The organism is Wenzhouxiangella sp. 15190 (assembly GCF_003417465.1).
Taxonomy (GTDB): Bacteria; Pseudomonadota; Gammaproteobacteria; order Xanthomonadales; family Wenzhouxiangellaceae; genus Wenzhouxiangella.
In genome coordinates, this window is sequence record NZ_QVMV01000052.1 from 63,549 (window position 1) to 86,387 (window position 22,839).

Sequence of the window (22,839 nt, forward strand, 5' to 3'; positions counted from 1 at the left end):
GATGCCCCGCGTCGAGGAGCAGCCGGGCTGGGTTGTCCATCGCCGACCCTGGCGTGAGTCCAGCCTGCTGATCGAGTTTTTCGCCCGCGAGTACGGGCGTGTCGGCCTCGTGGCGAAAGGTGCGCGATCGGCACGCTCGGCCTGGCGCGGCCTGGCCGAGCCGTTCGTCCCGTTGGCGGCTTCCTGGTCGAGACGCGGCGAGATGGGCACGCTGACTTCGCTGGATACAACCGGGCCGCGTTATCGACTGACGGGTCGGGCGCTGTGGTGCGGTCTTTATGTCAATGAATTGCTGTTGCGCCTGCTTGAGCGTGACGACCCCCATCCACGGCTTTTCGATGCCTGCGATGTGGTCCTTTCCGGGTTGGCGTCAGGCGAAGTCCCGCAGTCGCTGCTGTTGCGCCGTTTCGAGCTGGTGCTTCTTCGGGATATGGGGGTTGCGCCGGATTTCCACAGCGATGCCGAAGGCACGGTCATCGAACCCGACGGGTTGTATCATCTACAGCCGGAAGCCGGTTTCGTGCCGGTCGATCGACCGGGTGGGGCTGTCTTCAGTGGTGCCGCTATTCGCGCGCTGGAGGCGGGCACCACCGACGAACGTGAAACGGCCCGCGAAATGCGCGAGTTGATGCGGCAATTGATCGATCATCACCTGGCCGGCCGCGAGCTGGCCTCGCGCCGGCTGCTCGCCGGCGCAGCGACGGGAAGGACAGGAGGAAGCGAGTCATGAGTCAGGCGCTGTTGGGTGTCAATATCGACCACGTAGCAACCCTGCGACAGGCCCGGCGCGGGCATCATCCATCGGTCGTGCAGGCCGCGCTCATGGCCGAGCAGGCCGGTGCCGACGCCATCACCATTCACCTGCGCGAGGATCGCCGCCACATTCAGGATGACGACGTCCGCCTGCTTTCGGAGACGATTGGCACGCGTATGAACCTCGAACTGGCCGTCACCGACGAGATGGTCGGCATCGCCGAGCGCGTACAGCCGAGTGATGTGTGCTTCGTTCCGGAGCGTCGTCAGGAGTTGACCACCGAAGGCGGACTGGACGTTTCCGCCGGCCGGGAACGTATCGCCGAGGCCTGCGAGCGCCTGGCGGCGGCCGGCATTCGCGTCAGCCTGTTCATCGATCCCGACCCGGTGCAGCTCGAACTGGCCGTATCCGTCGGTGCCCCGGTGGTGGAGCTTCACACCGGCGCCTTTGCCGAGGCGCGGGGACGGGCAGCGGCCGAGGAACTAACGCGCCTGCGCCAGGCGGTTGCGATCGGTCACCGACTCGGCCTGGTGGTCAATGCCGGCCACGGCCTCGATTATCACAACATTCGGCCGGTGGCGGCCATCGACGGCATCGCCGAATTCAATATCGGCCACGCCATCGTCTCGCGCGCCGTTTTCAGCGGTCTGGATGCGGCGGTTCGGGAAATGCGTCGGCTGATCGCCGATGCCTGAAGTCAGACGTGACGCAAGGCCTGCCGGGTTGCGTGGGCGATTCGCAGAAAATTGAGATAGGCGGTGCCCGGTGAGCTGTCCAGCCCGGACAGCAGCCGCTGGCGCAGCATTCGGCAGGCCTGGGTCATGCGTGTGGCTCCGGCGTAGCCGCCTGCGCCGGCCCACTGGTGCAGCAGTTCGGCCGCCTCGCCGTATTCCCTGGCGGTCATCATGCGGTCGAGCTCTGGCAGTTTCTCGTCGAGTTCGTTCGACAGCATGTCCTGTAGCCGGCTCGCCAGCTCCGCTTCGCCATTGGCGGCTGCCAGCGCACGGGTCCGGTCGATGAGCTGCGTCGGGGCCGCCGGCTGTTCCTGCGGTGTGCGGCGGGCGCCCGGATTGAAAAGGGCTTCGATCGCCTCGACCAGGTCGGGGATGCTGATCGGCTTGTTGAGATAGTCGTCGAAGCCGGCTTCGAGCAGCCTGAATCGTTCCTCGGGCCGGGCGTCGGCCGTCAGCGCAACCATCTGTGCGTGCGCAGAGTGAGCGTCGAGATCGCGTATCCTGTTGGCTGTTGCCAGACCGTCCATGCGCGGCATGTGCAGATCCATGAGAATCACATCGAAATCCTCACGTTCGCACAGCTCGATCGCGCCCGGTCCGTCCTCGGCCAGCTCGACGCGTCCGGCCACACGGCTCAGGCCCGTGCCGAGAAACTCGCGATTGATGCGGTGGTCGTCGACCACCAGCACGCTGAGCGCTTCGATCGAGTAGCGTGATGTTGGCTTCATGGCTGCCATCTTACCCGAGCCGTGCGGCGGGAAGAACCGTCGTCTCGCTGATATTGCTGGCGCTGCATGTTACCGCTGTCCAGGCTGAAAACCGTCTCGTGCTGGAGTCGGCGGCCGGCCATGCCGGCCCGGTGAGCTGGCAGTCGGCGGAAATCGCGCTCGCGCCGTCCCTCGATCCGGAAGCCGGTTCGAGTTGGCGTCTGGAAATCGATGGCCTGGCGGTCGCAGGCTTGCAGGGTTCGTTGAGCGTGAACTGTTCCCTGGGCGGGCTGCAGGGAGCGTGGCCATGGTGTGCATCGGGGCGGTTTCAGTGGCAGGAGACGCATGGCGGCGCCACGCTGGCCGGCCGTTTGAGTCGGCCGGAAACCCGGGCGGGCATTGGCTTCGAGCTGGACGATATCGGCCTTTCCGGCCGGGTCGGCTGGCCGTCCGGCGATGTTGATCCATTGCCGCCGGCATCGTTTCGCTTCGATGATTTCGATCTGGCTGCACTGCCGGCGAGTTTGCTCGAGTCGCTGGGCCTGAGTGTTCTCGAGGGACGGCTGAACGGGTTTGCCGAGCTATCGCAGGGCCTGATGACGTTCGAGCTCGATATCGTCGACACGGGGTTTGACCGCGCCGACGGACGGGTTGCCGGCGCCGGACTTTCGCTGGGATTGCGCGGGGAGCTGATCGGTCTTGCGGCAGGGGAGCCGCTCGAATTTTCCGCGGCGCTGTCTCAAAGCGCCGGCGAACTATTGGCGGGCCCGATTTATCTGCCCCCGCCCGAGCGTCCCCTGACGCTCGATATGGTGGGTGTATTCAAGCCGGGAGAAAACCTGCGCGTCGACTCGCTGAAGATCGATGACGGTGGTCTGGTCGAGGCCGAGGGTCGACTTGTCCTCCAGGCCGGAGGCGATGGTTGGCGGCTGGCCGAACTCGACATCGACCAGGCGCGAGTCGACTTTCCCGGTGCCTGGCGGCGCTGGGGAGACGGTCCGGCATCGGCCAGCGGATTGCCGGATCTGGCGACCGAAGGCGAGATGACCGCCTCGCTTGGATGGCGAACCGGGCGGCTCGAATCGCTGGACCTTCAACTGGACGGTGTCAGCGCCCGCGATGCGGCAGGACGGTTTGCTGTCGACTCCGTGGACGGGCGTCTGCAGCGTTCGTCGGAACGGCTACTGGCCGACCTGGCCTGGGACGGTCTCGAACTATTCCAACTGGTGTTCGGCGGCTCGCGGCTGACGGCCAGCGGCAAGCCGGCCGACTGGCAGCTTACCCGGGCCTTGAGGCTGCCGTTGCTCGATGGCGCCGTGGTGGTCGATCGACTGAATCTCGCCGCTGACGACACCGGCGAACACTCGATCACGCTGGATGCGAGCATTGAGCCGCTCGATTTGGCCGGCTTGACGCAGATGCTCGGCCTGCCGAGTTTTGGCGGTCAATTGTCGGGCAGTTTTCCGGGTGTGCGCGTCAGCGGTGAGACGATCGCCTTTGACGGCGGCATCGATATCGGGGCATTTTCCGGCGGTATCCGCATGAGCGAGCTGGTCATCGAGCGTCCTTTCGGCTCGCTGCCCGCGCTGGCCGCCCAGGTCGAGATCGAGCGACTCGACCTGGCGGAGTTGACCGGCACCTTCAATTTCGGCCACATGGAGGGCGAGATGTCGGGCTGGATGCGCGATCTGCGGTTACTCGATTGGCGGCCGGTGGCCATGGATGCACGCCTTTATACGCATGACGACGCCCCGAGCCGACGCATCAGCCAGCGTGCCGTGGAGAATCTCTCCCGTCTCGGCGGCGGCGCGGCGGCCATCGGCGTCACGGTGTTGCGCATGTTCGAGGAATTTCCGTACCGCCGTGCCGGTCTGGCATGCCGCCTGGATCGCAATATCTGTCACATCGACGGCGTCGCGCCACACGAGTCGGGCGGTTTCTACATCGTCGAGGGCCGCGGCCTGCCGCACCTCGACGTGGTCGGTCATCGTCGCCTGATCGACTGGCCGCGACTGGTCGCGCAGTTGGTGGCGGTCACCAGCGGTTGAGTCACCGCACCTGCCTGACCTGGACCTTCCGGATGCGCTTGTCGACCATGTCGACGATGGTGAAGATATGGTCACCGATGCGCAGGCTGGTGCGGCCGTCGGGCAAGGACTCCAGATGTTCGAGGATCAGGCCGTTGAGCGTCCTGGCGCCGGTGACGGGAAGGCCCCAGTCGAAGCGCCGGTTGAGCATGCGCACGGTCGCGCCGCCGTCGATGATCCAGTCGCCGTTTTCGAGCTTGCGCATCAGGCGCTGGCGGTTACCGCGCTCGCTGGTGAATTCACCGACGATTTCCTCGAGGATGTCGTCGAGCGTGACCAGACCCTGGATGTCGCCGTACTCGTCGACAACCAGGCCCAGTCGCCGTTCGCGCGTCTGGAACTCGAGCAGCTGCTGGGTTAGCGGCGTCCCTTCGGGTACGAAGTAGGCTGACCGGATGGCCTTCTCGAGCGTATCCCGCTGCAGAAGGCCCTGCGTGAGCCCCGGCAGCACGGAACGGATGTGGAGCACGCCGATCATGTTCTCCAGGTCGCCGCGCCATACCGGCAGGCGTGTGTAGATGCTGGTCTCGAGCGTTTGCAGGATTTCGTCCCAGTCGGCCTCCAGGTCGATGCCGACGATGTCCTGGCGGGGCACCATCACGTCGTCGACCGAGCCGTGCTCGAGGTCGAGAATGTTGATCAGCATCTGACGGTGGTCGAGGGAAATGTGTCGCCCGCCTTCCTTGACCAGGGTGCGCAACTCCTCCCGACTGATGGAGTCCTGGGCGCTGAGCTTGTGGGCGCCGAAGGGGCGCAACAGGGTGGCCGCCAGCACGTTGACCAGCCAGACTGCCGGGTAGAGCAGCTTCAGCAACGGGACCAGCACATAGCTGGCCGGATAGGCGATGCGCTCGGGTTTGAGTGCGGCCAGGGTCTTGGGTGCAACCTCTGCGAAGACCAGGATCACGGCAGTCAGCACCAGCGTGGACACCCAGATGCCCGATTCGCCAAGTATCCGGATGGCGATGACGGTTGCCACCGAGGCCGCGAGAATGTTGACCATGTTGTTGCCCAGCAGGATGATGCCGAACATCCGATCGGGCTTGGCCAGCAGGCGTTGCGCCAGCTTCGCGCCGCGGTGGCCGCTATTGGCGTGGTGGCGCATACGGTAACGGTTGAGGGCCACCAGCCCTGTCTCGGAGCTGGAGAAAAAAGCCGACAGCACGATCAGGATGGCCAGCAGGGTGAACAGTGCGGACAGCGGCGCTTCGGTCATGACGTCAGCCCGGGGGCGGAGCCTGCCAGCTGCGATCCAGGAAAACCTCCAGCACCAGCTTGCTGCCGAAGTAGGCCAGCACCAGCACGGCCATGGCGATCAGCGTCCACCGAACCGCCCGGCGGCCGCGCCAGCCCAGCCGCCAGCGGCCGAGCAGGAGCAGGCCGAACAGTAACCAGGAGAGGATTGACAAGGCACTCTTGTGGACCAGGTGCTGGGCAAACAGGTTGTCGATGAAGAGCATGCCGGATGCCAGGCTGAGCGTAAGCAGGAGCCATCCCCCCAGAATCAGCCGGAACATGATGGTTTCGATCACTGCCAGCGGCGGCAGGAATTCCAGGCGGTGAACCAGCCGCGGATGGCGTAGCGCGTAGTCCTGGGCGGCGAGCATCAGCGCGTTGATCGCGGCGATGCTCAAAAGGCTGTAGGCCATCAGCGAGCTGATGATGTGCAATCGGGCCGTGGTGGACAACTGACCCAGAATCAGCGGTTCGATCGGCACCAGCCATTGCAGCGCCACACACAGCGCCGCGCCGGGCAGGGCGATCATGCAGGCTTCGCCCGAGCGCGTCGCGATCGCCGTGACGACGAGCGTGCCCATCACGAGCAGGGCCGAAAGCGACAGCATGTTGATGAAGTTGGAGTCCCACCCGGCCGGCGTATCGATGGCATGCGACAGGGCGAGGCCGTGCAGAACCACGCCGAGCGCCGCGAAGATGACGCCCGTCTGGCGGAATTGCCGACGGTCGCGCAGTTCGGCCAGTACCAGGTCGCCCGTGGCGCCCAGGTAGATGGCGATCGGCATCAGGTGAAACAGAGCGTTCTTGTCCAAGTGATGAGCGACTGCAGAAGACTTCGTCCCAGTATAATGTGTTGATACCGATCTGTAAGAAGCATTCTAATGTTCGACCAGCTCAGCAAACGACTGTCCGGTTCGCTGGAACGGCTCAGAAGCCGCGGCCGGCTGACCGAGGACAATATTCGCGAATCCCTGCGCGAAGTTCGCGTCGCTCTGCTCGAGGCCGACGTCGCGCTGCCCGTGGTCAAGGACTTCATCGCTCGTGTCAGCGACCGGGCGGTAGGGCAGGAGGTCACCAGGAGCCTCAAGCCCGGCCAGGCACTGGTCAAGGTCGTGCACGAGGAGCTCAAGCACGTCCTCGGGGACGAACAGGCACCGCTGAACCTGGAACGTCAGGCGCCGGTGGTCATCCTGTTGGCCGGCCTGCAGGGCGCCGGCAAGACGACCACCGCAGGCAAGCTGGCCAAGTATCTCCAGGAGCGCGAGAAGAAAAAGGTCATGCTGGCCAGCTGCGACGTCTACCGGCCGGCGGCCATCGATCAGCTCGAAACCCTGGCCGGCCAGGTCGAGGCCGGATTCTTCCGCTCCGAAGAGGCCGCCGATCCGGTGCGCATTGCCGAAGATGCCGTCGGCCAGGCGCGCAGGCAGTTCGCCGACGTCCTGATACTCGATACCGCCGGCCGCCTGGCCGTCGACGAGGCGATGATGGACGAGATTCGCCGCGTGTATGCCGCTGCCGACCCGGCCGAAGTGCTGTTCGTCGTCGATGCCATGACGGGCCAGGACGCGGCCAACACCGCCAAAGCGTTCCACGAGGCGCTGCCGCTTTCGGGCGTGGTGCTGACCAAGACCGACGGCGACGCCCGCGGCGGCGCTGCACTGTCGGTGCGTCACATCACCGGCGCGCCGATCAAGTTCCTCGGCACGGGCGAGAAGATCGACGGGATCGAGCCCTTCCATCCCGACCGGCTGGCCTCGCGCATCCTGGGTATGGGAGACGTATTGAGTCTGGTCGAGGACGTCGAGCGCACGGTCGATCAGAAGCAGGCGAAGAAGCTGGCCGGCAAGGTCGGCAAGGGCAGCCGGCGCTTCGGCCTCGACGATTTCCGCGACCAGCTGCTGCAGATGGACAAGCTCGGCGGCATGGGCGCGCTGATGGACAAGCTGCCGGGCATGGGCAACCTGCCCGACGCGGTCAAGTCGCAGGTCGACGACAAGCAGACGCGGCGCATGGTGGCCATCATCAACTCGATGACGCCCAAGGAGCGCCGCTTTCCCGACATCATCAAGGGCTCGCGCAAGCGTCGCATCGCTGCGGGCTCGGGCCTGCAGATCCAGGACGTCAATCGCCTGCTCAAACAGCACAAGCAGATGCAGAAGATGATGAAGAAGGTCGGCAACAAGGGTTCGATGGCCAAGATGATGAAGCGCCTGCCGGGCGGCATGCCCGGCGGCGGGGGTGGAATGCCCTTTTAACCCCTTCCATACAGCGTGAGAATCCGCTAAAATTGCGGGTTTGCCGAATTCAGCAATTGCAAGCAACGGAGCCGTAGCGGCTCCGGGGCGTATCAGGAGAGAGCATGGTCAAGATTCGCATGAGCCGGGGTGGCGCCAAGAAGCAGCCCTTCTATCACATTGTCGTGACCGACAGCCGCAATGCCCGCGACAGCCGTCCCATCGAACGGCTCGGGTTTTTCAATCCGGTGGCGCGCGGTCAGAACGAGCGCCTGCGACTCGATGTCGAGCGCGTGGAGTACTGGCTTGACCAGGGCGCGCAGATTTCCGAGCGCGTTCGCGATCTGGCCAACGAAGCACGCCGGGCGCAGGCCGCGGCCTGAACCAATGAGGCCAGACGAATCGGTCGTCGTCGGCCGATTCAACGGTCCCTGGGGCGTTCGCGGCTGGGTCAAGATCTGGTCCGAAACCCGGCCGCCGACGGCCATCTTCGACTATCAGCCGTGGCTGGTCGGCGACCGCGGCGATTCCCTCGAAATCGAACAGTGGCAGCAGTCGGGTCCCCGGCTGGTGGCCAAGCTCAGTGGCGTCGACACGCCTGAACAGGCGACGGCGCTTGGCCGACAGACCATTCGCGTCGCGCGCTCGACGCTGCCCGAGCTCGAACCCGGTGAATACTACTGGCATGATCTGATCGGCCTGGAGGTGATCAACCTGGAGGGTCACGTCTACGGGCGGGTGGAGAAGATGCAGGAAACGGGCGCCCACGATGTCCTCGAAATCCACGGTGAAGACGGCATCGTCCTGATTCCCTTCGTGACCGATGAATTCGTGCGCCAGGTCGACCTGGACGGCGGCCGGATCACCGTCGATTGGCCAGTCGACTGGATCGAGTCGGAGTGAGGTCATGCTCTCGCGCATCGACGTCATCACCCTCTTCCCCGACTGGATCGGTTCGCTCAAGCAGCTCGGTCTGACCGGTCGGGCCATCGCCGACGGCACGGTCGAACTGCACTGCTGGAATCCGCGCGATTATGCCGAAGGCGTTCACCGCAGCGTCGACGATCGCCCCTATGGCGGTGGTCCGGGCATGGTGATGCGGCCGGAACCGCTGGCGAAAGCCATCGAGGCGGCGCGGGGCGGCGACGCGGGAGCGCGCGTCGGCTGCCTGAGTCCGCAGGGCCGCACCCTCGAGCAGGGGATCGTCCAGGAGCTGGCCGCGCGCGAGCGGCTGATCCTGGTTTGCGGGCGCTACGAAGGCATCGACGAACGTGTGATGGAGACGCTCGTCGACGAGGAATGGTCGATCGGCGATTTCGTGCTCTCCGGCGGCGAGCCGGCCGCGGCTGTGATGATCGACGCGGTTGTGCGCCTGCTGCCGGGGGTGCTCGGCCACGAATGCTCGGCCGAGCAGGATTCATTCTCCGACGGGCTGCTGGACTGTCCGCATTACACGCGCCCCGAATCCTGGCGGGGGCATGCCGTTCCGGAAATTCTGCTCAGCGGTGATCATGCCCGTATCGAGCGCTGGCGACGCGCCCAGGCCATCGAGCGGACCCGGCGACGTCGGCCGGATTTGCTCAGCGGGCGTGATCTGGATGCCGACGACGAGCAGATCCTGGCGGAATTTTCTGACGCGAAGCGAGACAGGCGCTGAAAAACCGGTTACAATAACCGGCTTGTCTGCCCCGGGGTGGGGCAAGAACGCGCCCTCAGTCAAAGCGCCAATGGGAACAAGCAGTCATGAGCAATATCATCGACGAAATCAACAAGGAACAGACCGAACGCGAGATCCCGGATTTCGCCGCCGGCGACACGATCGTGGTCAACCTCTGGGTTCGCGAGGGCGACCGTGAGCGCGTGCAGGCCTTCGAAGGGGTGTGCATCGCCAAGCGCAATCGCGGCGTCAACTCCGCTTTCACGGTGCGCAAGGTGTCTCACGGCACCGGCGTGGAGCGCGTTTTCCAGACCTACAGCCCGCTGATCGAATCGATCAAGGTCAAGCGCAAGGGCAAGGTGCGTCGCGCCAAGCTGTTCTATCTGCGCGATCTGGAAGGCAAGGCCGCTCGAATCAAGGAAAAGCTCTCGAGTTCGAACCGCAAGCGGCGCGCCAGCGCCTAATCCGGACGACGCTGCGAACAAAAAAGGCCAGCCGGGCGGCTGGCCTTTTTTGTGTCTGGAACTGACGGGTGGGAACTTCGATTAAGGATGGCCGCAAGGCAGGCTGCTTTTTGGCACTAGCTCCGGTTTGAAATTTTCAAATTCGAAGCATCAAGTACCAAACAAATTCGAATTTCCGAAATTCGAATGACCAAAACGCCCCATCCGTTTCACTACGAGGCTGCTTTGCTGGTCTTGGCTTCCGGTAATGGCTGTGCTTTTTTCTCTTCTGGCGCTGCCTTCTTGCGGTCAGCGACAGGCTGTGATCGGTTGTGCGACTCGCGAACCTTGCTGTTGCCGTTGAACAGGGCGCCCGGTTCGATCACCAGTTCGGCGACCGTGACATCGCCCTCGACCCGGCCGCCGGCGACGATTTCCAGCCTTCTGGCATCGACGTTGCCTTCGAAGCGGCCGCTGACGAGGACGTGCTCGGCCTGCAACTCGCCGACGAAATGGCCTTCCTGCCCGATGGCTACCTCCGCCTCGGACTGAACGTTTCCCTCGATTCGACCGTCGACGTGCAGGTTGTCGCTCAGGGCGAGGTCGCCGACAAGCTTTGAACCTGCTGCAATGACGGTCGTTCCGGCGTTCTGGACGCCGTCCGGACGACCTCGGTTAATGATTCCCATTGAACGCGATCCTCTTCGCTGAATAGCACATCGTATTCTTCCAGCGACCAGCGCAGGAAGGGTGAAGGGTCGAGGCGGCGCTGCAGGTAGCGAACCTCGTAGTGAAGATGTGGCGCAGCCGACTGGCCGGTATTGCCGGAATAGCCGAGCAGGTCGCCACGCTTGACGTAGCTGCCCGAGTCGATCTCGATTTCGTCGAGATGGCCGTAGATGGTCGAGAAGCCGTAGTTGTGGACCAGCTTGACCATCTTGCCCAGGCCGGAACTCTGATGAACGGCGGCCCATTCGACCACGCCGTCGGCAGTGGCATAGATGGGGGTGCCGCGCTTGGCGCGCAGGTCCACGCCGCCGTGCAGAGCCTCGTGGTCGTGGATGGGATGCTGGCGCATGCCGAAATCGCTGGTCACACGCCCGGACTGCACCGGGAAGCCGCTGGGGATCGAGCGCAGCATCAGCCGCTTTTCGAAAGCAGTCTGGGCGGCGGTGTCGATTCTCCGGGCCAGGGGGCGCTCGTTCGAGGACTCCAGCCCCACCAGGGTTTCGATACGCTGCACCTCGGTGCCGAGAACGGCCAGTTCGCGGCTGCGTTGCCGGACTTCCCGTTCCAGCTCCCGCCGTTGCCCGGCCAGGCGCTCCTTGTCGGCCCGAATGTTTTCCTTTTCGGCAGCCAGCTCGGCGACCTGGCCGTTGAGCGAGCCGACCTTGTTCGACAGCAGCAGGATGCTGACTGCGCCGACGACCATCACCACGGCAAGGCCGATGGCCGCCCCGGCGATGACGCGCCGGACCAGCTGGTCGAGCGTGAAATGACGCGAACCCCGGTAGTCGGTGATCGTGACGTAATAGCTTTGCCGCATGTGCTGGTGTTGACTTCTTGTTGTTGTAAGGGCCCGATTCGGGACGATTTTGTCGAACGAGCGGGGCGCCAATTATGCGAGGGCTGCCGCCCGGTTGCAAACGGGCGCGGTTTTGCGGGTTAGAATTCCGGGCATTCCCGAATACCATGTCGACGGAGTCCCGGTCATGAGCAAGACGATTTCAGCGCTTTTCCTGTGCCTTTACCTGGCTGCTTGCGGCGGTGTCGGCGATGAGGACGATGCCACCGTTTCCGACAGCGGATCGAGTGCAGAGCAGGCGAGTGAACAGTCCTCTGCCGCAACGGAACCGAAAGCGGCCGAAGGCGCGAAGCAGGCCGTGGCCGAGCCGCGGCCGGAAATCTACTCGGAATTCACCCTCGAGTCGGATCTGGGCCATCTCAGCGATGATCAACGCCGCATGGTGGCCGTGCTCATCGACGCAAGCCGGATCATGGACGAGCTTTTCTGGCACCAGGCCTTCGGCGAGCGCGATGCCCTGCTCGAACAGATCGATGACGAGCCCACGCGCGAGTTCGCCCGCATCAATTACGGTCCCTGGGACCGTCTCGCCGGCAACCGGCCTTTCGTGCCGGGATACGGACCCAAGCCGTCGGGCGCCAATTTCTATCCGGCCGACATGAGCGACGCGGAGTTCGAAGCCCTCGAAGACAGCGGCAAGGACGATCTCTACACCCTGATCCGTCGCGATGAGGCCGGCGAGCTGACGGTCGAGCCCTACAACGAGTTCTACGCAGAGCGACTGGCCGACGCGGCCGAAATGCTCGAGCGTGCCGCCGAACTGGCCGAGAACGAAAGCTTCGCCCATTACCTGCGGCTGCGGGCCGACGCGCTGGTGACCAACCGTTACCAGCCCTCCGACCTGGCCTGGATGGATGTCGAGGGCAACAAGGTCGACCTGATCTACGGGCCGATCGAGACCTACGAAGACCAGCGCTACGGCTACAAGGCGGCCTTCGAGGCTTACGTGCTGATCAAGGATCTCGAGTGGAGCGAGCGTCTGGCGCGCTTTGCCGAGTTCTTGCCCGAGCTGCAGCGCAACCTGCCCGTACCCGAAGCCTACAAGGCCGAGGAGCCGGGCGGCGACGCCGAGCTCAACGCCTATGACGTGGTCTACTACGCCGGCGACTCCAACGCCGGCTCGAAGACGATTGCCGTCAACCTGCCCAACGACGAGGAAGTGCAGCTGGCCAAGGGCACGCGCCGCTCGCAGCTGAAGAACGCCATGCGCGCCAAGTTCGACCGCATCCTACTGCCGATCGCCGATGTGGTCATCGCCGAGGACCAGCGCGAGCACATCAGCTTCGACGCCTTCTTCGGCAATACCATGTTCCACGAGGTGGCCCACGGCCTGGGCATCAAGAACCTGGTGGAAGGCGAGGGAACGGTACGCGCCGCGCTCAAGGAGCACGCCAGCCCGCACGAGGAGGGCAAGGCCGATGTGCTGGGCCTGTACATGGTGCGCGAGCTCAGCGAGGCCGGCGAGCTCGAGGGTGACATCATGGATTACTACGTCACCTTCCTGGCCGGGATCTTCCGTTCGGTTCGGTTCGGCGCCTCGAGCGCCCACGGCCGCGCCAACATGATGCGCTTCAACTATTTCGCCGACTTCGGCGCCTTCGAACGCGACGAGAACGGCCACTACCGCGTCGTGAAGGACCGCTTCAGCGAGGCCATCGACGCGCTCTCGCGCGAAATCCTGGTGATGCAGGGCGACGGCGACTACGACAAGGCCGACCGCATGCTCGATGAACTTGGCGTGATCGGCGAGGAACTGCAGTCCGACCTCGACCGCATCGACACCGCCGGTATCCCGGTGGACGTGAAATTCCGACAGGGAAAGGACGTTCTCGGAATTGGCCTTGAATAGCAAGAGGGCTTGAAAGCCGGGGTGTTTGCGCCCACTTCGTCAGCAGTCCAGACAACTGTAACGACGCTGCCATGAGTGAAGCAAACGCCCCGGAAACCCACCGTTTCGATACGGAGGTCCATCAGCTACTCAAGCTGATGGTCAACGCGCTTTATTCCAATCGCGAAATCTTCCTGCGCGAGTTGATCTCCAACGCCTCGGACGCCAGCGACAAGCTGCGCTTCGAGGCACTGACCAACGAAGTACTCAAGGGCGCCGACCAGGACCTGGCCATCGATGTCCGGTTCGACAGCAAGGCGGGCACGCTGACGGTCTCCGACCGCGGTATCGGCATGAACCGGGAAGAGGTGATCGACAATCTCGGCACCATCGCCCGCTCCGGCACCCGGCAGTTTCTGGAATCACTGTCCGGTGACAAGCAGAAGGATGCCGCGCTGATTGGCCAGTTCGGCGTCGGTTTCTACTCCGCTTTCATCGTCGCCTCCGAGGTCACGGTCGAAACCCGCCGCGCCGACGATTCGGCCGACAACGGTGTACGCTGGGTTTCGACGGGCGAGGGCGAGTACCAGATCGAAGCGATCCGGCGCGACGAGCAGGGCACCACCATCACGCTCACGCTGCATGACGATCACAAGGACCTGCTTTCGGACTGGCAGCTCAAGCGCATCATCCGTCACTACTCCAACCACATCGCCTTCCCGATCCGCCTGGCCGAAGCCGGCAAGGACGACGAGCCGGAAACGGTCAATGATTCCAAGGCGCTCTGGGCGCGGGCGAAGTCGGAAGTCTCCGACGAGGAATACCAGGAGTTCTATACCAGCCTGACCGGCGACGAGGAAAAGCCGCTGAGCTGGGCCCACCATCACGTCGAGGGCAGCCAGCGCTACAGCATGCTGCTCTACCTGCCGTCGCAGGCGCCGTTCGACATGCTGATCAACCGTGACGAACGCGAGGGGGTCAAGCTCTACATCCAGCGGGTGTTCATCATGGATGCCGCCGAGCAGGTCGTGCCGCGCTACCTGCGATTCATTCGCGGGGTGATCGACTCGGCAGACCTGCCGCTGAACATCTCGCGCGAGATCCTGCAGGACAACCCGCTTGTCCGGAAGATTCGCGCCACAGTGATCAAGCGTTCGCTCGATCTGATCGAGAAGCTGGCCGGCGAAGGCGGCGAGGCCTGGGAAAAATTCCACAAGGCCTTCGGCAGCGTCCTCAAGGAAGGTGTGATCGAGGATTTCGAGCAGCGCGAGCGCATCGCCTCGCTGCTTCGATTCGCCTCGAGCAAGTCCGACGATGAATCGGTCGGCCTGGACAGCTATGTCGAGAACATGGTCGAGGGTCAGGACACCATCTGGTACCTGACCGCCGACAGCCTGAAGGTGGCGAAGAACTCCCCCCACCTGGAGGTATTTCGCAAGCGCGGTATCGAGGTGCTGCTGCTGACCGACCGCATCGACGAGTGGCTGGTCGCCCACCTGCACGAGTACAAGGGCAAGCAGCTCAAGTCCGCGGCCAGCGGCAAGCTCGATCTGGAAGACGACCAGGCCGAGCCGGACGAGTCGGCGAAGCAACTGGCCGGCCGCATCAAGAAGGCTCTGGGCGAGCAGGTCGGCAACGTGACCGCCGGGTCACGACTGACCGACTCGCCCGGCTGCATCGTCAGCGATGACGACGCCATGAGCCTGCAGATGCAGAAAATGCTGCGCCAGGCCGGCCAGGAGGTGCCAGAGACCAAGCCCGACCTCGAAATCAACGCCGCTCACCCGCTGCTCGAGACCATGGCCGCCGCAGACGACGATTCGCGTTTCAGCGAGCTCTCGCAGCTGCTGTTCGACCAGGCGCTGCTCGCCGAAGGGGGTGAACTGGCCGACCCGGCCGCCTACGTGAAGCGCGTCAACAGCCTGCTGGTCGATGCCCTGGGCAAGAACGGCGAGAACGACGACGATCATGCCGCCTCGGCCTGACGGGGGAGCGCTGGCGCCGGCTGCCGCCGGCGGCTGGCGCGAGCGGCTGGGCCGCTGGGTCGAGGGCCGGGCCTTCAGTCGCTTCATTATCGCGCTGATCGTCGTCAACGCGATCATCCTCGGCCTGGAAACCTCGTCCGCGGTAATGGCTCGTGCTGGCGACTTGTTGCTCGCGGCCAACACCGTCATTCTCGGCGTATTCATCGTCGAGATCGGGCTCAAGCTCATCGCTTTCGGTCCGCGTTTCTTTCGCTCTGGCTGGAACGTGTTCGATTTTCTGGTCGTCGGTGCTTCGCTTGTGCCCACGGCCGGTCCGCTGGAAATCCTGCGCGCGCTTCGTGTCTTGCGGGTGCTGCGCCTGCTCTCGCAGGTGCCCAAGCTCAGGGTGATCATCGAGTCGCTCCTGCGCGCGCTGCCGGGCATGGGCTGGACGGCCCTGCTGTTGTTGCTGGTCTTCTATGTCTTCGCCGTGATGGGCACCATGCTCTTCGGTGAACGGTTCCCCGAGTACTGGGGTAGCCTGGGGGCGAGCCTGTTTTCGCTGTTCCAGATCATGACCCTCGAGTCGTGGTCCTCGGGCATCGCGCGGCCGATGATGGAAGCCATTCCCTGGGCCTGGGTCTTCTTCGTGCCGTTCATCCTGGTCTCGAGCTTCATGGTGCTCAACCTGTTCATCGCGATCATCGTGACCGCTACCCAGTCCATTCACCAGGACGAAGAGGACCTGGAGCGCCGACAGTTGCTCGAGGAGCTACGCTCGATCAACCAAAGACTCGCGCAGCTGGAGCGATTCCCGATAAACGAACAGAAAGACAAAACACAGTAACCACGGAAGGGCACGGAATGCACGGATAGAACGTTTTTGGTTTTGTTCCGTGTTTTCCGTGTCTTCAGTGGTTTCAGGGTTTTGGGTTTTGGGTTTTGGGTTTTCGAGACCTTTAAACTCGATGATCGCAAAAGAAGGTTGTTGCCCATGTCAGAAGCCGTAAGACTCGACAAGTGGCTCTGGGCCACGCGTTTTTTCAAGACGCGCGGCAAGGCCCAGCAGGCCATCAAGGGCGGCAAGGTCGATATCAACGGCCACGCTCCGAAAGCCTCGCGGCTGGTCCGCCGCGGCGATCGTCTGGAGATCACCAAGGGCGAGATGCGATTCGAGATCATCGTCGACGAGGTGGGTGAAAAGCGCGTATCCGCGCCGGTGGCCCAGACCATGTACACCGAAACCGAGGCCGGTCGAAAGGCGCGGGAACGTCGAATGGAGGAGCGCCGCCTCAAACAGGCCGCCGGTGTCGCCCCGGCACGCCGCCCGGACAAGCGCGAGCGCCGCCAGTTGCGCAAGTTCAACCGGGGCGGCTGAGTGCGCACTCGTCACCAGGCCGGTAGTTCGTCGTATGTCTGAACCTCAACCGACCGGCTTGCCGCCGGCCGGCCGTTTCGCGTTTCTGGCCGCGCTTTTCTCGTCGTTCGGACAGACGTTCTACATCGGTTTGTTCGGTTCGGACTTCCGGACCGGCTTCGAGCTGAGCGAAACCGCACTGGGAGCACTGTACGGTTCGGCCACCCTGATCAGCGGCCTGGCCATGTTCTGGCTCGGCGCCATGGCCGACCACCTGACCTTGCGCAAGGCCATTGCCCTGACCATGGCCCTGCTGGCGGGTGGAGCGGCGATGATTGCCTGGTCGCCGCATGTGGCACTGCTGTTTGCCGGGCTGTTCATGGTGCGCCTGGCCGGGCAGGGCCTGACCGGCCACCTGGCCGTGGTCGCTGCCGCGCGCTATGCGGTACGCCGGCGTGGTCGGGCCGTGGCCATGGTCAGCTATGGCTTCATCGCCGGCGAGGCCTTGCTGCCGCCGCTGGTCGCGGGGTTGCTGGGCTGGCTCGATTGGCGCTCGGTGTGGTGGTTGGCTGCCGCCACCGTGCTTTTCGTCGCCATTCCCCTGTTGGTCACGCTGGCGCGGCCGCTGGTCGGGGCCGGGCCGGTGGCGGCCGACGCGCAGCCGGGGAATGCAACGGTGCCGTTCACGCGCCGCAAGCTGTTCGTCCACGGGCGCTTCCTGCGCGTTCTGGCCGTCGTGCTGGTTTCACCCCTGATTGTCACTGCACTCTTCCTGCATCAGGGTTCGCTGGCCGAGCGTCTGGGCTGGCCGTTGCCCATGGTCGCGTCCGGTTTCGTGCTGTTCGCCGGCATGCAGGCCCTGGCGGCTTTCGCCGGCGGCTGGCTGATCGACCGCTTCAGTGCCTGCGGATTGCTGCGTTTCTATCTCCTGCCCCTCGGGGTCGGCGTGCTGGCGCTGGGCATCCTGCCGCCGACGGCGGCCCTGTGGACGATGTTCGCCGGACTGGGATTGACGGCCGGGGTCAACGGCGTGGTCAGCGGTGCGGTCTGGGTCGAACTGTTCGGTACCGAGCGCCTGGGCATGATCCGCGGCGTCTATGCGTCGCTGATGGTGCTGTCGACCGCCGCCGGCCCGGTCGTGCTGGGTGGCTTGCTCGAGCGCGACGTCGCACTGGTGACGATCGGGACGTTCTGCCTGGCCTATGCAGTGATCGTTCCGCCGATCGCCGCCGCGCGGTTGCGGCCCACGTCGACCGGCTGAATAGGTCGGCATTCAGCCGGTCGACGCGCGCGGTTCCTTGCGCCGGCGCCAAAGCCACTTTTCCGCTTCCACCAGCAGCAAAAGAGGCAGCACCAGCACGGCGATCAGCAGCCAGTGCCGGGCCCCCAGGCCGGTGGTGCCGAACACCAGCTGGGCGGCAGGCAGATAGGTGAAGCCGGCCTGCATGACGAGCAAGATGCCGACCAGCAACCAGGCCCAGCGATTGGCGAGCAGGGCCTCGAATGTCAGGCTCGGCGCGAGCCAGCGGCGGCAGTTGAACAGATAGACAATTTCGCCCGCGACCAGCAGGTTGACTGCAAGCGTACGTGCCAGGGCCTCGTCGCCGTTTCCGGTCATGCTCCAGTGGAACAGGGCGAATGTCAGGCCGGTGAGCACCACTCCGACCCAGAGAATGCGCAGGGCGACGAACCGAGTGATCAGTCCCTCTTCGGGCGGACGGGGCGGACGCTCCATGACTTCGCCCTCGGTCGGTTCGAAGGCCAGTGCCAGTGCCAGCGTGACGGCCGTGGCCATGTTGACCCAGAGAATCTGCACCGGGGTGATCGGCAACACGAAGCCGGCCATCACCGCCAGCGCGATCACCAGCCCTTCGGCGGCGTTGGTCGGCAGTATGAACAGAATCGCCTTGCGGATATTGTCGTAGACGCCCCGGCCTTCCTCGATACCCGAGGCGATGCTGGCGAAGTTGTCGTCGCCCAGCACCATCTCCGCGGCCTGGCGCGAGGCTTCGGTCCCCTTGATGCCCATGGCCACGCCGATATCGGCGCGCTTGAGGGCCGGCGCGTCGTTGGCCCCGTCGCCGGTCATGGCGACGACCTCGTCATGGGCCTGCAGGGCCTTGACCAGCCTGAGCTTGTGTTCCGGGGAAGTGCGCGCATAAACGTTGGTGGCGCCCACCCGGTCGATCAGCGTCGCGTCGTCGAGCCGTTCCAGCTCGGGACCGGTCAGCGTGCTTGCGTTGCCCTCGATGCCGAGCTTGCGTGCGATGGCACTGGCCGTGGCGGCATGATCGCCGGTGATCATCTTGACCGTGATGCCGGCGCGGTGGCAGGCGACGATGGCAGCCGGCACCTGGTCGCGCGGCGGATCCTCGAACGCGACCAGGCCGAGCAGGCAGAGTTTCGCATCGATGTCGTCGGGCTCGAAGGAATCGCCCGGGTCCGGGGCATCGCGTTCCTCGGCCAGCGCCAGTACGCGCAACCCGTCGGCCGCGAGCCTTTCGAGTTCGCTGTCCCACCAGGCCTGATCGAGTGCCTCGCGACCGTCCTCGCCGAGCTGTCCATTGCAGCGCGCGAGAATGGTTTCCGGCGCGCCCTTGGCGATCAGACGCCGTTCGTGGGCGGTGGCCATGAACTTGTGTTCGGACGAAAACGGCAGAACCGCCCGTCGCGGATTGGACTCACGTAATTGTTCAATGTCTATTCCGGCCGGTTCGGCCAGCGCCAGCAGCGCCTTCTCGATCGGATCGCCTTCCTCGCTGTCGGGTTCGGCGTCATTGCAAAGCACGGCGGCTTCCGCGACGGCCCGTACGATCGGGTTGTCCCCGGCCGGTTCTTCGGCATCACGGTCGTCTCCGGCGATGACCACGCGGGCGGCCTTGAGGATGTTGCGTGTCAGGGTCCCCGTCTTGTCCGAGCAGATGGTGGTGACCGAACCCAGGGTTTCCACCGCCGGCAGCAGGCGCACGATGGCATTGCGGCCGGCCATGCGCTGGACACCGACGGCCAGCGTGATGCTGATGATCGCCGGCAGACCCTCGGGAATGGCGGCCACGATCAGTGCCACCCCGGCGAGGAATCCTTCCTCGACCGATATGTCGTGGACCACCAGCGCGAGGCCGACGACCACGGCGGTAAAGGCGATCAGGGTGATCGTCAGGATGTGTCCGAAGTGATTGATCTGGCGCAGAAGCGGGGTGGTCAGCTTCTCGACCCCTTCGAGCATGACGCTGATCTTTCCCAGCTCGGTTTCGCTGCCGATGGTGGTCACGACGCCGATGGCCTTGCCGCCGGTCACGATGGTGCCCGAATAGGCCATGCCGCGCCGATCGGCCAGCGCGGCTTCCTCGTCGACCGCTTCGCGGGTCCGGCTCACCGGCACGGATTCGCCGGTCAGCGCGGCCTGATCGACGCGCAGTCCATGGGCTTCGATCAGGCGCAAGTCGGCCGGAATACGGTCGCCGGCCTGGAGTTCGACGATATCGCCCGGAACCAGGTCCTCGGCTGGAATGGTGCGCCACTTGCCATCGCGACGCACCTTGGCCCTGAGGGCGAGCATCTGGCCGATGGCGTCCATGGCCTTTTCGGCCTTGCCTTCCTGGACCAGGCCGATGATGGCGTTGACCAGTACCACCGCAGCGATGACGCCGGCGTCGATCCAGTGACCGAGTGCTGCGGCGAGGGTGGCCGCGACGATCAGGACATAGATCAGGACATTGTGAAACTGCGCCAGAAAGCGCAGCCAGAGCGGGCGGGCCGCCTTGGTGGGGAGGCTGTTGGGGCCATATCGGTGCTGACGCTCTTCGGCTTCGGCCGATTCGAGCCCTTGCGGGGCGCTGTCAAGGCGGCCCAGGGCGTCTTGGGCATCCAGGGTGTGCCAGGATGTGGTTTCTCGTTCCATCGGCGGGCATCGCGGAGATCGTGCATCGATCATAACCAAAAAGAGCCCTTCCACGGGGAAGGGCTCTCAAAGGGTCGTGCTCGCCGCAGGCGCGGGTCAGGCCGCGACCGTGCCCTGCGAGACTTCTTCCTCGGTGGCTTCGCGCACGCCCTTGATGGCGACCTGGAAGTTGAGCGTCTGGCCGGCGAGCATGTGATTGCCGTCGACCTTGACCGTTTCGTCGCCCACTTCCTTGACGGTGACCGTCATCGGGCCGGCATTGGACTCGGCGCGGAATGTCATGCCCGGTTCGACCTTGTCGACACCGTCGAAGGCTTCCTTGGGTACGTCCTGAACCAACTCGTCGCGATACGGGCCGTAGCCTTCCTCGGGCTCGACCGCCACTTCCAGTTCATCGCCTTCGGCCTTGCCCTCGATGGCCTTCTCGAGCCCCGGAATGATGTTCTGGTGGCCGTGAAGGTATTCGAGTGGCTCGCGTCCTTCCGAGGTGTCGATGACCTGGCCGTCGTCTCCGGTCAGGGTGTAGTCGATGCTGACGACGGTGTTGTTGGCAATTTCCATGATGATCCTGCTTTGTAGATTGGTGAACAAACTAACATGGAGCATGCCTCCGGCGCTTTCAACCGCCCCGATTACGAGCGATCAGGCAGGAAAAGTTCGCTCCACGATTGCCGTCGAATCAGTAGCTTGCGGGAGGTCGCCGTAGAGCCCGGCACCGCGCGGCGTCAGTCGGGCCTCGCAGAAGGCTTCGGCCAGCGGGCTGTCTGCCTCGATGAGGACCGTGGCCTGCAGGCACAGCACGAGATCTTCGGTCAGCTTGCGGGCCCGGGGCACGGCTTCGTCGGGACGATGCAGGATTTGCTTGACCTCGTCCAGGCGACTCGCCAGGCCCTCGTGTGCCCCGTGCTGGGCTTCGAGCCGGTCGACCAGGGCCTCGATCGAGCGCGGATCGCGCGTGGCCGCGCGCAGCACGTCCAGGCACTGGACGTTGCCCGAGCCCTCCCAGATGGCATTGACCGGTGCCTCGCGGTAGAGCCGGGGAAGGATGCTTTCCTCGACGTAGCCGGCGCCGCCCAGGCATTCCTGGGCCTCGTTAATCGCGCCCACGGCGCGCTTGCAGACCCAGTACTTGGCCACCGGCGTGGCGATGCGGGCCAGCAATTCGGCTTGCTCGTCGCCGCCGCTGGCGCGCTCGAACTGGCCGGCCAGGAACATCGCCAGGGTCATGGAAGCTTCCGACTCGATCGACAGGTCGGCGAGCACGTTGCTCATCAGCGGCTGGTCGATCAGGGTGGCGCCGAAGGCCTCGCGGCCGCGGCAGTAGTGGCTGGCTTCGACGACGGCCTTGTGGATCAAGGAGGCCGAGCCGATCACGCAGTCCAGGCGCGTCTCGGCCACCATGCGAATGATGGTGGCCACGCCGCGGCCGGGTTCGCCCACCATTCGCGCCCAGGTGCCGGGATACTCGATTTCCGAGGATGCATTGGAGCGATTGCCGAGCTTGTCCTTGAGCCGCATGATGTGGAACGGGTTGACCGAACCGTCGGGCCTGAAGCGCGGCACCAGGAAGCAGCTCAGGCCCTCGTCGGTCTGCGCCAGGGTCAGGAAGGCGTCGCACATCGGCGCCGAGCAGAACCACTTGTGGCCGACCAGGTCGTATTCAGCGCCGGGGCCACCCGAACCGAGCGGCGTGGCGCGCGTGGTGTTGGCGCGCACGTCCGAACCGCCCTGTTTTTCCGTCATCGCCATGCCCAGGGTCACGCCCCGTTTCTGCTCCGGCGGGCGAAAGCGCGAATCATAGGTCGAGGCCAGCACGCGCGGCTCCCATTCGGCCGCGATTTCGGGCTGCGCGCGCAGGGCAGGGACGACCGCGTGGGTCATGGTGATCGGGCACATCGTGCCGGCTTCGAACTGGTTGTGCAGGAACATCATTGCCGAGCGCGCGATGCGTCCGCCGGGCTTGTCCGACCAGGTCAGGCTGGCCAGGCCGTGGCCCAGCCCAATCTCCATGATGCGGTGATAGGCGGGGTGATAATCCACCCGGTCGATGCGATGGCCGAATCGGTCGTGCGTTCTGAGTCTGGGCGTGTACTCGTTGGCATCGAAGCCCAGCGGGCCGATCTCCGAAGCGGCGAGGCGGCCGAAGTCGCGGACTTCGCGTTCGAAAGCACCACCTCCTTCGCGTACCAGAGATTCCTGCAGGGCGGGATGAGCCTCGTAGGGATCGTAGTCGGTCAGGGCCTGGGGCTGGTTGAAGACCTCGTGGGTGTCCAGCTGGGACATTCGAGCGTCAGTAGAGTCGCGTGGCATGGGGCCCCCGAAAATGATGATCGTGTCGGTTCACTATACAAA

The 22,839-nt window shown here is 64.6% G+C and carries 21 protein-coding genes; 13 read left to right on the forward strand and 8 right to left on the reverse strand.

Going from position 1 to position 22,839, the window contains the following annotated elements; all coding sequences use genetic code 11:
* Window position 1: 1 nt before the first annotated feature.
* Window positions 2-730: a DNA repair protein RecO gene (recO, locus tag DZK26_RS12880; protein WP_116899282.1), complete on the forward strand. Its 729-nt coding sequence runs from the start codon at window positions 2-4 to the stop codon at window positions 728-730.
* Window positions 727-1,449, forward strand: a complete 723-nt coding sequence (gene pdxJ / locus DZK26_RS12885; RefSeq protein ID WP_116899281.1) for a pyridoxine 5'-phosphate synthase — start codon at window positions 727-729, stop codon at window positions 1,447-1,449. The genes recO and pdxJ overlap by 4 nt, the downstream gene beginning before the upstream one ends.
* A 2-nt stretch (window positions 1,450-1,451) precedes the next feature.
* Here pdxJ and DZK26_RS12890 read toward each other — a convergent pair whose 3' ends face one another.
* Window positions 1,452-2,216 carry a response regulator gene (locus DZK26_RS12890; RefSeq protein WP_181918499.1) on the reverse strand — a complete coding sequence of 255 codons (765 nt, stop codon included), beginning with the start codon at window positions 2,214-2,216 and terminating at the stop codon, window positions 1,452-1,454.
* Here DZK26_RS12890 and DZK26_RS12895 point away from each other — a divergent pair.
* Window positions 2,204-4,243: a hypothetical protein gene (locus DZK26_RS12895; protein WP_117238667.1), complete on the forward strand. Its 2,040-nt coding sequence runs from the start codon at window positions 2,204-2,206 to the stop codon at window positions 4,241-4,243. The two genes, DZK26_RS12890 and DZK26_RS12895, sit on opposite strands and share 13 nt — an antisense overlap.
* Before the next feature lies 1 nt (window position 4,244).
* Here the strand turns inward: DZK26_RS12895 and DZK26_RS12900 are convergent, their stop codons facing one another.
* Together DZK26_RS12900 and DZK26_RS12905 are read right to left on the reverse strand one after the other, a co-directional pair.
* Window positions 4,245-5,498, reverse strand: coding sequence for an HlyC/CorC family transporter (locus tag DZK26_RS12900; protein WP_116899278.1), 1,254 nt, complete (start codon window positions 5,496-5,498; stop codon window positions 4,245-4,247).
* A gap of 4 nt (window positions 5,499-5,502) precedes the next feature.
* Window positions 5,503-6,330, reverse strand: a complete 828-nt coding sequence (locus DZK26_RS12905) for an inner membrane protein YpjD (protein WP_258870904.1) — start codon at window positions 6,328-6,330, stop codon at window positions 5,503-5,505.
* Window positions 6,331-6,399: 69 nt separating this feature from the next.
* Between DZK26_RS12905 and ffh the strand changes: the two genes are divergently transcribed.
* From ffh to rplS, 5 genes are all read left to right on the forward strand, one after another.
* Complete coding sequence (gene ffh, locus DZK26_RS12910; RefSeq protein ID WP_116899277.1) at window positions 6,400-7,773, forward strand: signal recognition particle protein; 1,374 nt, start codon at window positions 6,400-6,402, stop codon at window positions 7,771-7,773.
* Window positions 7,774-7,877: 104 nt separating this feature from the next.
* The gene (rpsP, locus tag DZK26_RS12915; protein ID WP_116899276.1) at window positions 7,878-8,135 is read left to right on the forward strand and encodes a 30S ribosomal protein S16; all 258 of its coding nucleotides are present in this window, start codon (window positions 7,878-7,880) and stop codon (window positions 8,133-8,135) included.
* A gap of 4 nt (window positions 8,136-8,139) precedes the next feature.
* Window positions 8,140-8,655, forward strand: a complete 516-nt coding sequence (rimM, locus tag DZK26_RS12920) for a ribosome maturation factor RimM (RefSeq protein ID WP_116899275.1) — start codon at window positions 8,140-8,142, stop codon at window positions 8,653-8,655.
* Window positions 8,656-8,659: 4 nt separating this feature from the next.
* Entirely contained in the window at window positions 8,660-9,409 is a 750-nt protein-coding gene (gene trmD, locus DZK26_RS12925) for a tRNA (guanosine(37)-N1)-methyltransferase TrmD (RefSeq protein ID WP_116899274.1), read from the forward strand.
* A gap of 86 nt (window positions 9,410-9,495) precedes the next feature.
* A complete protein-coding gene (rplS, locus tag DZK26_RS12930; protein WP_116899273.1) occupies window positions 9,496-9,873 on the forward strand; it encodes a 50S ribosomal protein L19 in 378 nt (125 codons plus the stop codon).
* Window positions 9,874-10,085: 212 nt separating this feature from the next.
* Here rplS and DZK26_RS14750 read toward each other — a convergent pair whose 3' ends face one another.
* Entirely contained in the window at window positions 10,086-10,541 is a 456-nt protein-coding gene (locus tag DZK26_RS14750; protein WP_116899369.1) for a polymer-forming cytoskeletal protein, read from the reverse strand.
* Window positions 10,445-11,398 (reverse strand): M23 family metallopeptidase, encoded by a 954-nt coding sequence (locus DZK26_RS12940; protein WP_116899272.1) that lies wholly within the window; start codon window positions 11,396-11,398, stop codon window positions 10,445-10,447. The genes DZK26_RS14750 and DZK26_RS12940 overlap by 97 nt, the downstream gene beginning before the upstream one ends.
* A gap of 166 nt (window positions 11,399-11,564) precedes the next feature.
* On the opposite strand from DZK26_RS12940, the gene DZK26_RS12945 reads away from it, so the two are divergent.
* From DZK26_RS12945 to DZK26_RS12965, 5 genes are all read left to right on the forward strand, one after another.
* A complete protein-coding gene (locus tag DZK26_RS12945; RefSeq protein WP_116899271.1) occupies window positions 11,565-13,286 on the forward strand; it encodes a dipeptidyl-peptidase 3 family protein in 1,722 nt (573 codons plus the stop codon).
* Between the two features lie 71 nt (window positions 13,287-13,357).
* Window positions 13,358-15,250 (forward strand): molecular chaperone HtpG, encoded by a 1,893-nt coding sequence (gene htpG / locus DZK26_RS12950; protein ID WP_116899270.1) that lies wholly within the window; start codon window positions 13,358-13,360, stop codon window positions 15,248-15,250.
* Window positions 15,234-16,076 carry an ion transporter gene (locus DZK26_RS12955; protein WP_116899269.1) on the forward strand — a complete coding sequence of 281 codons (843 nt, stop codon included), beginning with the start codon at window positions 15,234-15,236 and terminating at the stop codon, window positions 16,074-16,076. Before htpG ends, DZK26_RS12955 begins: the two co-directional genes overlap by 17 nt.
* 147 nt (window positions 16,077-16,223) lie before the next feature.
* Window positions 16,224-16,607: an RNA-binding S4 domain-containing protein gene (locus tag DZK26_RS12960; RefSeq protein WP_116899268.1), complete on the forward strand. Its 384-nt coding sequence runs from the start codon at window positions 16,224-16,226 to the stop codon at window positions 16,605-16,607.
* Between the two features lie 34 nt (window positions 16,608-16,641).
* A complete protein-coding gene (locus DZK26_RS12965) occupies window positions 16,642-17,847 on the forward strand; it encodes an MFS transporter (RefSeq protein WP_116899267.1) in 1,206 nt (401 codons plus the stop codon).
* 12 nt (window positions 17,848-17,859) lie between these two features.
* Here DZK26_RS12965 and DZK26_RS12970 read toward each other — a convergent pair whose 3' ends face one another.
* From DZK26_RS12970 to DZK26_RS12980, 3 genes are all read right to left on the reverse strand, one after another.
* Window positions 17,860-20,487, reverse strand: coding sequence for an HAD-IC family P-type ATPase (locus DZK26_RS12970; RefSeq protein ID WP_116899266.1), 2,628 nt, complete (start codon window positions 20,485-20,487; stop codon window positions 17,860-17,862).
* 96 nt (window positions 20,488-20,583) lie between these two features.
* Window positions 20,584-21,048, reverse strand: coding sequence for a peptidylprolyl isomerase (locus DZK26_RS12975; RefSeq protein WP_116899265.1), 465 nt, complete (start codon window positions 21,046-21,048; stop codon window positions 20,584-20,586).
* A gap of 81 nt (window positions 21,049-21,129) precedes the next feature.
* Window positions 21,130-22,770, reverse strand: coding sequence for an acyl-CoA dehydrogenase family protein (locus DZK26_RS12980; RefSeq protein WP_116899264.1), 1,641 nt, complete (start codon window positions 22,768-22,770; stop codon window positions 21,130-21,132).
* Between the last annotated feature and the right edge of the window lie 69 nt (window positions 22,771-22,839).

What these genes read in the sequence shown, in the direction of transcription:
- htpG (WP_116899270.1), top strand. Translation starts at nt 13,358, where the DNA reads ATGAGTGAAGCAAACGCCCCGGAAACCCACCGTTTCGATACGGAGGTC.
- DZK26_RS12895 (WP_117238667.1), top strand. Translation starts at nt 2,204, where the DNA reads ATGTTGGCTTCATGGCTGCCATCTTACCCGAGCCGTGCGGCGGGAAGA.
- DZK26_RS12955 (WP_116899269.1), top strand. Translation starts at nt 15,234, where the DNA reads ATGCCGCCTCGGCCTGACGGGGGAGCGCTGGCGCCGGCTGCCGCCGGC.
- DZK26_RS12980 (WP_116899264.1), bottom strand. Translation starts at nt 22,770, where the DNA reads ATGTCCCAGCTGGACACCCACGAGGTCTTCAACCAGCCCCAGGCCCTG.
- recO (WP_116899282.1), top strand. Translation starts at nt 2, where the DNA reads ATGCCCCGCGTCGAGGAGCAGCCGGGCTGGGTTGTCCATCGCCGACCC.
- pdxJ (WP_116899281.1), top strand. Translation starts at nt 727, where the DNA reads ATGAGTCAGGCGCTGTTGGGTGTCAATATCGACCACGTAGCAACCCTG.
- rimM (WP_116899275.1), top strand. Translation starts at nt 8,140, where the DNA reads ATGAGGCCAGACGAATCGGTCGTCGTCGGCCGATTCAACGGTCCCTGG.
- rplS (WP_116899273.1), top strand. Translation starts at nt 9,496, where the DNA reads ATGAGCAATATCATCGACGAAATCAACAAGGAACAGACCGAACGCGAG.
- DZK26_RS12945 (WP_116899271.1), top strand. Translation starts at nt 11,565, where the DNA reads ATGAGCAAGACGATTTCAGCGCTTTTCCTGTGCCTTTACCTGGCTGCT.
- DZK26_RS12900 (WP_116899278.1), bottom strand. Translation starts at nt 5,498, where the DNA reads ATGACCGAAGCGCCGCTGTCCGCACTGTTCACCCTGCTGGCCATCCTG.
- rpsP (WP_116899276.1), top strand. Translation starts at nt 7,878, where the DNA reads ATGGTCAAGATTCGCATGAGCCGGGGTGGCGCCAAGAAGCAGCCCTTC.
- DZK26_RS12890 (WP_181918499.1), bottom strand. Translation starts at nt 2,216, where the DNA reads ATGAAGCCAACATCACGCTACTCGATCGAAGCGCTCAGCGTGCTGGTG.
- DZK26_RS12975 (WP_116899265.1), bottom strand. Translation starts at nt 21,048, where the DNA reads ATGGAAATTGCCAACAACACCGTCGTCAGCATCGACTACACCCTGACC.
- DZK26_RS12965 (WP_116899267.1), top strand. Translation starts at nt 16,642, where the DNA reads ATGTCTGAACCTCAACCGACCGGCTTGCCGCCGGCCGGCCGTTTCGCG.
- DZK26_RS12940 (WP_116899272.1), bottom strand. Translation starts at nt 11,398, where the DNA reads ATGCGGCAAAGCTATTACGTCACGATCACCGACTACCGGGGTTCGCGT.
- trmD (WP_116899274.1), top strand. Translation starts at nt 8,660, where the DNA reads ATGCTCTCGCGCATCGACGTCATCACCCTCTTCCCCGACTGGATCGGT.
- DZK26_RS12970 (WP_116899266.1), bottom strand. Translation starts at nt 20,487, where the DNA reads ATGGAACGAGAAACCACATCCTGGCACACCCTGGATGCCCAAGACGCC.
- ffh (WP_116899277.1), top strand. Translation starts at nt 6,400, where the DNA reads ATGTTCGACCAGCTCAGCAAACGACTGTCCGGTTCGCTGGAACGGCTC.
- DZK26_RS12960 (WP_116899268.1), top strand. Translation starts at nt 16,224, where the DNA reads ATGTCAGAAGCCGTAAGACTCGACAAGTGGCTCTGGGCCACGCGTTTT.
- DZK26_RS14750 (WP_116899369.1), bottom strand. Translation starts at nt 10,541, where the DNA reads ATGGGAATCATTAACCGAGGTCGTCCGGACGGCGTCCAGAACGCCGGA.